The sequence below is a fragment of the Microbacterium sp. genome, assembly GCF_039812165.1.
In the GTDB taxonomy this organism is placed as follows: domain Bacteria; phylum Actinomycetota; class Actinomycetes; order Actinomycetales; family Microbacteriaceae; genus Microbacterium.
Genome location: NZ_JBDIAB010000136.1, coordinates 1 through 8,216, shown reverse-complemented (window position 1 = coordinate 8,216; position 8,216 = coordinate 1). Strand labels below are relative to the sequence as shown.

8 protein-coding genes are annotated in these 8,216 nt (G+C 70.7%); 6 read left to right on the top strand and 2 right to left on the bottom strand.

The annotated features are described in order from the left end of the window. Positions 1 to 160: 160 nt before the first annotated feature. Positions 161 to 1,582, bottom strand: coding sequence for an MFS transporter (locus tag WML84_RS10715; protein ID WP_347346135.1), 1,422 nt, complete (start codon positions 1,580 to 1,582; stop codon positions 161 to 163). An 83-nt stretch (positions 1,583 to 1,665) separates the two neighbouring features. On the opposite strand from WML84_RS10715, the gene WML84_RS10710 reads away from it, so the two are divergent. Next, positions 1,666 to 2,154, top strand: a complete 489-nt coding sequence (locus tag WML84_RS10710) for a TrkA C-terminal domain-containing protein (RefSeq protein ID WP_347346134.1) — start codon at positions 1,666 to 1,668, stop codon at positions 2,152 to 2,154. A gap of 6 nt (positions 2,155 to 2,160) precedes the next feature. Beyond that, entirely contained in the window at positions 2,161 to 3,366 is a 1,206-nt protein-coding gene (locus tag WML84_RS10705; protein ID WP_347346133.1) for a cation:proton antiporter, read from the top strand. 8 nt (positions 3,367 to 3,374) lie between these two features. Here the strand turns inward: WML84_RS10705 and WML84_RS10700 are convergent, their stop codons facing one another. Continuing rightward, entirely contained in the window at positions 3,375 to 3,959 is a 585-nt protein-coding gene (locus tag WML84_RS10700; protein WP_347346132.1) for a GNAT family protein, read from the bottom strand. Positions 3,960 to 4,147: 188 nt separating this feature from the next. Between WML84_RS10700 and dnaK the strand changes: the two genes are divergently transcribed. The 4 genes from dnaK to WML84_RS10680 all read left to right on the top strand — a co-directional run bounded on the left by dnaK (position 4,148) and on the right by WML84_RS10680 (position 8,192). Beyond that, positions 4,148 to 6,019: a molecular chaperone DnaK gene (gene dnaK, locus WML84_RS10695; protein WP_347346131.1), complete on the top strand. Its 1,872-nt coding sequence runs from the start codon at positions 4,148 to 4,150 to the stop codon at positions 6,017 to 6,019. A gap of 5 nt (positions 6,020 to 6,024) precedes the next feature. Beyond that, positions 6,025 to 6,609 (top strand): nucleotide exchange factor GrpE, encoded by a 585-nt coding sequence (locus tag WML84_RS10690; RefSeq protein ID WP_347346130.1) that lies wholly within the window; start codon positions 6,025 to 6,027, stop codon positions 6,607 to 6,609. Positions 6,610 to 6,621: 12 nt separating this feature from the next. Beyond that, entirely contained in the window at positions 6,622 to 7,608 is a 987-nt protein-coding gene (locus WML84_RS10685; RefSeq protein WP_347346129.1) for a DnaJ C-terminal domain-containing protein, read from the top strand. A gap of 119 nt (positions 7,609 to 7,727) precedes the next feature. Next, positions 7,728 to 8,192 carry a MerR family transcriptional regulator gene (locus tag WML84_RS10680; protein ID WP_347346128.1) on the top strand — a complete coding sequence of 155 codons (465 nt, stop codon included), beginning with the start codon at positions 7,728 to 7,730 and terminating at the stop codon, positions 8,190 to 8,192. Positions 8,193 to 8,216 lie beyond the last annotated feature (24 nt).

Below are 8,216 nucleotides of genomic sequence, written 5' to 3'. Positions count from 1 at the left end.
CCGAGCTCGCGCGCCTGCTGACGCAGCTCGCCGCGGCCTGGCCGCGCTGAGCCGGTCGCCCGGGCCGCCATCGCGAGCCGCGCCGCGCGGACCGGGAACGACCGCGCGCGGCATCGGAATCGCCCATCGCACGATCCGGGCGTCGGACCGCCCGGGCGGCTCACCTCATGCGCACGTGCTTCGGAAGGCGCACGAACAGCAGCACCGCGAGGCCCGCCGCGAGCACGATCACGAGGCCGAGGATGCCGAAGTGCGTCGCGCCGAACCACGCGATGAACAGCGACCACAGCAGCGGCGACAGGAAGCTCATGACCCGTCCCGTCGTCGCGTAGAGCCCGAAGATCTCGCCCTGCATCCCGTGCGGGGTGACGCGCGCGAGCAGCGACCTGCTCGCCGCCTGCGCGGGGCCGACGGTCGCCGACAGGATGAGCCCGCCGATCCAGAAGATCGACTTCCCGCCCTCGCGGAAGAAGAAGATGAACAGGGCGCTCGCGACCATGATGCCGAGGGCCGCCACGATGACCGCCTTCGCGCCGAAGCGGTCGTCGAGCCGGCCGGCCAGGATCGTCGACACCCCCGCCACGAGGTTGAGCGCGACGCCGAACAGGATGACCTCGTTGGGGCTGAAGCCGAACGAGACGGCGGCGAGCACGCCGCCGAACGCGAACACGCCGGCGAGGCCGTCGCGGTAGATCGCGCTCGCGATCAGGAACCAGAACGTGGGCCGGTGTGCGCGCCACAGCCCCGCGACGTCGCGCACGAGGACGACGTAGCTGCGGAAGAAGCTCACGTGCTCGCGGTCGGTGCGCGCCGGCGTCTCGGGCACGTTGATCACGAACGGCAGGGCGAACACGACCGTCCAGACCGCGGCGCCGACCGCGATGAGCCGATACGCGAGCCCGCCCGACACGTCCAGGCCGAACCAGTCGAGCTGGTTGAGCAGCACGACGATGACGAGGGCCAGGATGCCGCCGATGTAGCCGAGCCCCCAGCCCAGGCCGCTCACGCGCCCGATCGTGCGCGGCGTCGACACCTGCACGAGGATCGCGTTGTAGTTGACGCCGGCGATCTCGGAGGCGACCGATCCGAGGGCGACCAGCACGGCGCCGAGCCAGAAGTAGACGGGCTCGGCGTGCACGAAGAACAGCCCGAACTGCAGCAGCGCCAGGGCGGCCGTCGCGCCGACGACCCAGCGCTTCTTGTTGCCGCGCGCGTCGGCGCGCTGCCCGAGCACCGGTGCGAGCACCAGGACGAGGATGCCGGCGGCGAACCCGATCCAGCCGTACCACTCCGCGAGATCCGACAGGCCCTCGCAGTACGCGGTCGCGGCATCCGACGCGCGCGAGCACACGAGCGCGCCGTCGGCGTTCTGCGCCGCGACGTCCGCGGGGAGGAAGCTGTCCGAGACGAGGTAGAGCGAGACGAAGACGAACGTGAGGATGACGGAGTTGAACGGCTGCGTCGCCCAATCCCACATCGCCCACGACCAGACCTGCCTGCGCGGGACGGATCGATCGTCGGGCATCGCGCTCATCGCCGCCGTGGACAGGTTCGGGGGTACGGGCGCGTCGGTGCCGCTCACAGGTCACACGCTACGGGATGCCGTCGGCACCTGTCAGGAGCTCCGTGTACCGGCGGAGTCGCCCGCGGGTGCATGATGTAACAATGCCTGTGCCAGTCGAGCGCGTCGAGCTGCCCGGAATCGGAGTCCGCCACGACATCCTCACCGACGACGGACGTCGTCTCTCGGTCGTCAGCTTCCGCGACGGCCGCCGCGAGCTCGCCCTCTCCGACGAGGACGACCCGGACCGCGCCGACGACACCGTCGAGCTCACCGACGACGAGGCCATCGCGCTCTCGGAGGTGCTCGGCGGGTCGCTCATCCTGACGCAGCTCGCGGGCCTGCGCGAGCAGATCGCGGGCCTCTACATGGAGCAGATCCCCGTGCGCGCCGACTCCCCGTTCGTGGGCAAGACCCTCGGCGACACCAAGGCGCGCACGCTCACGCGGTGCTCGATCGTCGCGATCGTGCGGCCCAACGGGGTCGTCCCGGCGCCGGAGCCCGCCGACCCGCTGCGGGCGGGCGACACGCTGGTCTCGGTCGGAACCCGGCAGGGCTTGGACAAGCTCGTCCGCATCATCAGCGGGGCCTGATCCCCGATGGAACACGGCGCACTCGCTCTCATCGAGATCGGGGCGCTTCTGCTGGGCATGGCCCTCCTCGGCCGCCTGGCGATGCGGGTCGGCATCTCGCCGATCCCGCTGATCCTGCTCGGCGGGCTCGCCTTCGGCAAGGGGGGCCTGTTCCCCATCTCGCAGGGGGAGCAGTTCATCGAGCTCGGCGCCGAGATCGGCGTCATCCTGCTCCTGGTCATGCTGGGGCTGGAGTACAACGCGAGCGAGCTGGTGGGCAACCTCACCTCGTCGAAGGTGGCCGGCCTCCTCGACATGGCCCTCAACGCCGTGCCCGGCGCGATCCTCGGCTTCATGCTCGGCTGGGGCCCGGTGGGCGCGCTCACGCTCGCCGGCATCACGTGGGTGTCGTCGTCGGGCGTGATCGCCAAGGTGCTGCAAGACCTCGGGCGCCTCACCAACCGCGAGACGCCCGTCGTGCTGTCGGTGCTCGTGCTCGAGGACCTCGCGATGGCGTTCTACCTGCCGATCCTGACCGCCGTGCTCATCGGCCTCGACCTCGGCAGCACCGTCACGACGGTCGCGATCGCGCTCGCCGCGGTGCTCGTGATCCTCTACATCGCCCTCCGTCACAGCCGCATCGTCTCGCGGCTGGTGTGGTCGAAGGAGTCCGAGGTGCTGCTGCTCTCGGTGCTGGGCCTGACCCTCCTGGTGGCTGGCCTGGCCGCCGAGGCCAACATCTCGGCCGCGGTCGGCGCGTTCCTCGTCGGCATCGCGATCTCGGGCCCCGCCGCCGAGCACGCGACGCAGCTCCTCATGCCCCTGCGCGACCTCTTCGCGTCGGTCTTCTTCCTGTTCTTCGGGCTGTCCACCGACCCGCAGACCCTCGTGCCGGTGCTCCTTCCCGCCCTCGCCCTCGCGGTGGTGACGATGGCGACGAAGGTGCTGACCGGCTATCTCGCGGCGCGCCGCGCGGGCATCGGCGAGGCGGGCCGCTGGCGCACCGGGTTCGCGCTCACGCCGCGCGGCGAGTTCTCGATCGTCATCGCCGGCCTCGCCGTCTCGGCGGGCGCCGACCGCTCGCTCGCCGCGCTCGCGACCGCGTACGTGCTCATCACGATCGTCATCGGGCCGGTGCTCGCCCGCATCCCCGACAACCCCGCGTTCCTGCGCTGGGCGAAGGCCCGGCAGGCCGAGCGGCGCGCGCGTCAGCGCGCCGCGGCATCCGCCTGATCGGCGCGTCAGCCCGCGAGGCCCCCGGCGTCGTGCGGCGCCCACTCGCGCTCGAGGATCGCGTAGTGGCCGGTGTCGCTCCACTCGCCCTTCAGCCACATGTGCTCGACGAAGTGCGCCTCGTGCCGCATCCCGAGCCGCTCGCACAGGGCGACCGACGCGGTGTTGCGGGGGTCGAGCTCGGCGTAGACGCGGTGCAGCCCGATCTCGCCGAACGCGAGGTCGAGCACGAGCCGCGCGGACTCGAGCGCGTAGCCGCGCCCCTGCGACCCGGGGGCGAGGATCCAGCCGATCTCGGCCGTGCGATCGGGTTCGGCGCTGTGCAGCGCGAGGTACATCGTGCCGAGGAAGCGGCCGTCGGCGTCTCGGATCGCGGGCTGCAGGAAGTCGCCGGGCTCCTCCAGGCGCGTGGCCGCCGCGTCGCGCTTCAGCGCCTCGGCGACCTGTTCGCGGCTGCGCGGCTCGTAGAGCAGGTAGCGGCACACGTCGGCATCCGACTGCATCGCGTACATCGCCTCGAAGTCGTCGGGGCGCAGCAGGTCGAGCGTCACGCGCTCGCCGTGGATCGGCCGGAAGTCCCAGGGCAGCGTCACGTTCTCATTGTGCCGGGCGGGACGCGTCCGAGGGCCGTCCCGCGTTCGGCAAAAGTTGAGTGAACTCATATCAAGTTCGGTTTGACAGGACGGATGCCGCGGGCTAACCTGGTCCCTGAGCGAAGTTGAGTCGATCCGGCTCAAGCTCGAAGGCTTCATCTTTCACGTCACAACACAAGGAGACACACATGCCACGTGCAGTGGGAATCGACCTCGGCACGACCAACTCGGTCGTGAGCGTCCTCGAGGGCGGCGAGCCGAAGGTCATCGCCAACGCGGAGGGCTTCCGCACCACCCCCTCGGTCGTCGCGTTCACGAAGGACGGCGAGGTGCTCGTCGGCGAGACCGCCAAGCGCCAGGCCGTCACGAACGTCGACCGCACGCTCACGTCCGTCAAGCGCCACATGGGCACCGACTGGAAGACCCAGTCGATCGACGGCAAGGCCTACACGCCGCAGGAGATCTCGGCGCGCATCCTGCAGAAGCTCAAGCGCGACGCCGAGGAGTACCTCGGCGACAAGGTGACGGACGCCGTCATCACCGTGCCCGCGTACTTCAACGACGCCGAGCGCCAGGCCACCAAGGAGGCCGGTGAGATCGCGGGCCTGAACGTCCTGCGCATCATCAACGAGCCCACCGCCGCGGCCCTCGCCTACGGCCTCGACAAGGGCAAGGAGGACGAGCTCATCCTGGTCTTCGACCTCGGCGGCGGCACGTTCGACGTGTCCCTCCTCGAGGTGGGCAAGGACGACGACTTCTCCACGATCCAGGTGCGCGCCACCGCGGGCGACAACCGCCTCGGCGGCGACGACTGGGACCAGCGCCTGGTCGACTACCTGATCAAGCAGTTCAAGGCCACCACGGGCGTCGACGTCTCGGGTGACAAGATCGCGCTGCAGCGCCTCAAGGAGGCCGCCGAGCAGGCGAAGAAGGAGCTGTCGAGCTCGACCTCGACGAGCGTCAACCTGCCCTACCTCTCGCTCACCGAGAACGGCCCGGTGTCGCTGTCCGAGACGATCACCCGCGCGAAGTTCGAGGACCTCACCAAGGACCTCCTCGACCGCACCAAGAAGCCGTTCGACGACGTCATCCGCGAGGCCGGCATCAAGGTCGCCGACATCGACCACGTCGTGCTCGTGGGCGGCTCGACCCGCATGCCCGCGGTGAGCGACCTGGTCAAGAAGGAGACCGGCAAGGACCCGAACAAGGGCGTCAACCCCGACGAGGTCGTCGCCGTGGGCGCGGCCCTCCAGGCCGGCGTCCTCAAGGGCGAGCGCAAGGACGTCCTGCTCATCGACGTGACCCCCCTGAGCCTCGGCATCGAGACCAAGGGCGGCATCATGACCAAGCTCATCGAGCGCAACACGGCCATCCCCACCAAGCGCAGCGAGACCTTCACGACCGCCGACGACAACCAGCCGTCCGTGGCCATCCAGGTCTTCCAGGGCGAGCGCGAGTTCACGCGCGACAACAAGCCGCTGGGCACGTTCGAGCTGACCGGCATCGCGCCGGCGCCGCGCGGCATCCCGCAGGTCGAGGTCACCTTCGACATCGACGCGAACGGCATCGTGCACGTGTCCGCCAAGGACAAGGGCACCGGCAAGGAGCAGTCGATGACGATCACCGGCGGCTCGTCGCTGCCCAAGGACGACATCGACCGCATGGTGCGCGAGGCCGAGGAGCACGCCGCCGAGGACAAGAAGCGCCGCGAGGCCGCCGAGGTCCGCAACCAGGCCGAGACCCTCTCGTACTCGATCGAGAAGCTCATCAAGGACAACGACGACAAGCTGCCCGAGAACGTCAAGACCGAGGTCCAGGCCGACGTCGACGCGCTCAAGACCGCGCTCGCCGGCGATGACGACGACGCCGTCAAGACGGCGTTCGAGAAGCTGAACCAGAGCCAGACGAAGCTGGGCGAGGCGATCTACGCGTCGTCGCAGGCGTCCGCCGCGCAGGACGCCTCGGGCGAGGCTCCCACCGGCTCGTCCGATGGTGAGGCATCCTCGGACGAGGACGTCATCGACGCCGAGGTCGTCGACGACGAGGACGAGAAGAAGTAGGACGCATGACCGACAAGGACTTCGAAGAGCCGATCGACGAGGTCCCCGGCGAGCAGGGGTCGGAGGCGACAGCCTCCGGCCCCGACCCGCAGGGGGAGCCGCTCACCGTCGAGGACATCCTCGGCGCCGAGCAGAGCGCGGATGCCGCGGCCGAGGACGCGGTGATCGCCGACCTCGAGTCGACGCTGCTGCTCGACCTCAAGCGCCTGCAGGCGGAGTATGCCAACTACCGGCGCCGCACCGAGGAGCAGCGGGAGCTCGAGATCGAGCGCGCCAAGGGCGCGGTCGTCAAGGGCCTCATCCCGGTGCTCGACGACCTCGACCGCGCGCAGAAGCACGGCGACCTGGAGGGCGGGACTCCCTTCGCCGCCATCGCGGAGAAGGTCCGCGGCGTCGTGGAGCGTCTCGGCGTCGTCGCCTACGGCGCGGCGGGCGAGGCGTTCGACCCGCAGCAGCACGAGGCGATCTTCCAGGCCCCGACTCCCGGCGTCGCCGAGCCGACGATCCTCGAGGTCGTCGAGGTGGGCTACCGCCTCGGGGCCACCGAGCTGCGGCCCGCGAAGGTCGTCGTCGCCGTCCCGGCCGAGTAGGAGGCATCCCGCATGGCCAGTCAGGACTGGTTCGACAAGGACTTCTACAAGATGCTGGGCGTCTCGAAGGACGTCTCCGACGCCGATCTGAAGAAGACGTACCGCAAGCTCGCGCGCAAGTACCACCCCGACTCCAATCAGGGCGATGCCGCGGCCGAGGCGAAGTTCAAGGAGATCAGCGAGGCGTACTCGGTGCTCTCCGACAAGGAGCAGCGCGAGGAGTACGACCAGATCCGCGCGATGGGCTCGGGCGCCCGCTTCACCGCGGGCGGCCAGGGCGCCGGCGGCTTCGAGGACGTCTTCAGCCGCTTCGGGCAGTCGCGCGGCGGCTACCAGCAGGCCGACTTCGACGACATCTTCTCGATGTTCGGGCAGCAGAGCGGCGGGGGCTTCGGCTCCGGCCGCTTCGGCCAGTCGAGCGGCGGGTTCCGCGGCTACGGCGGTCCGCAGCGCGGCGCCGACGTGACGGCGCGCACGACGATCGACTTCGTCACCGCGACCAAGGGCGAGACCATCACGCTGCAGGGCGAGGACGGCAAGCCGTTCAAGGTGAAGATCCCGGCCGGGGTCTCCGACGGGCAGAAGATCAAGCTGCGCGGCCGCGGCCGTCCATCGCCCGACGGCGGCGAGGCGGGCGACATCGTCGTCTCGGTCACGGTGCGGCCGCACCCGGTGTTCACGCGCGAGGGGCTGAACCTGCGCGTCGTGGTGCCGGTGACGTTCACCGAGGCGGCGCTGGGCGCGACGATCGAGGTGCCGACGCTCGGGGGCGACCCGGTCAAGCTGCGCGTGGCTCCCGGGACGCCGTCGGGGCGCGTGCTGCGCGTCAAGGGGCGCGGGGTCAGCACGAGCAAGGGCACCGGCGACCTCCTCGCCGAGGTCCAGGTCGTCGTGCCGTCGCACCTCGACGGGGCCGCGCGCGAGGCGCTGGAGAGGTTCCACGAGCTGGAGCCGACCGAGAACCCACGGGCCGACCTGCTGAGCAGGGCGCGGGGCTGACATGCCTTCTCGCAACAGGAGATCTGGTGAGTACAGGACGATTCCGCGCGAAGCGTCCTGCGTCCGCCAGATCTCCTGTTCCGGTGGAGGATTCGGATGCCGGAGCTGAGGACGGGATGATGGCCGAGGTCGACGACGACGCCCCGATCCTCGCGATCGCGGTGGCGGCCGAGCTCGCCGGCATGCATCCGCAGACCCTGCGCCAGTACGACCGGCTGGGGCTGGTCGTGCCGGCGCGCACGCAGGGCGGCTCGCGCCGCTACTCGCTGCGTCACGTCGAGCAGCTGCGCGAGGTCGCCCGACTGTCGGTCGGCGGCATGAGCCTGCCGGCCATCGCCCGCATCCTCGACCTCGAGGACCAGGTGCGCACGCTCCGCCGGCAGGTGCGCGAGCTGGAGCAGCGCGTGCAGGCCGAGGCGAGCCAGCGGCCGGGTGCGCGCGTCTTCGCGGCGGGCGCGAGCGGCGCGGTCATCACGCTGCGCCGCGGCACGCGCGTGCGTCGCGCCACCGACGTCGTGCTGTGGCGCCCACGCGTCGGCACCGGGCCCGAGGCCGAGCCGCCCCGCGACGCCGACCAGACCTGACCCGGGCGCACCGGTCGGCGCCCC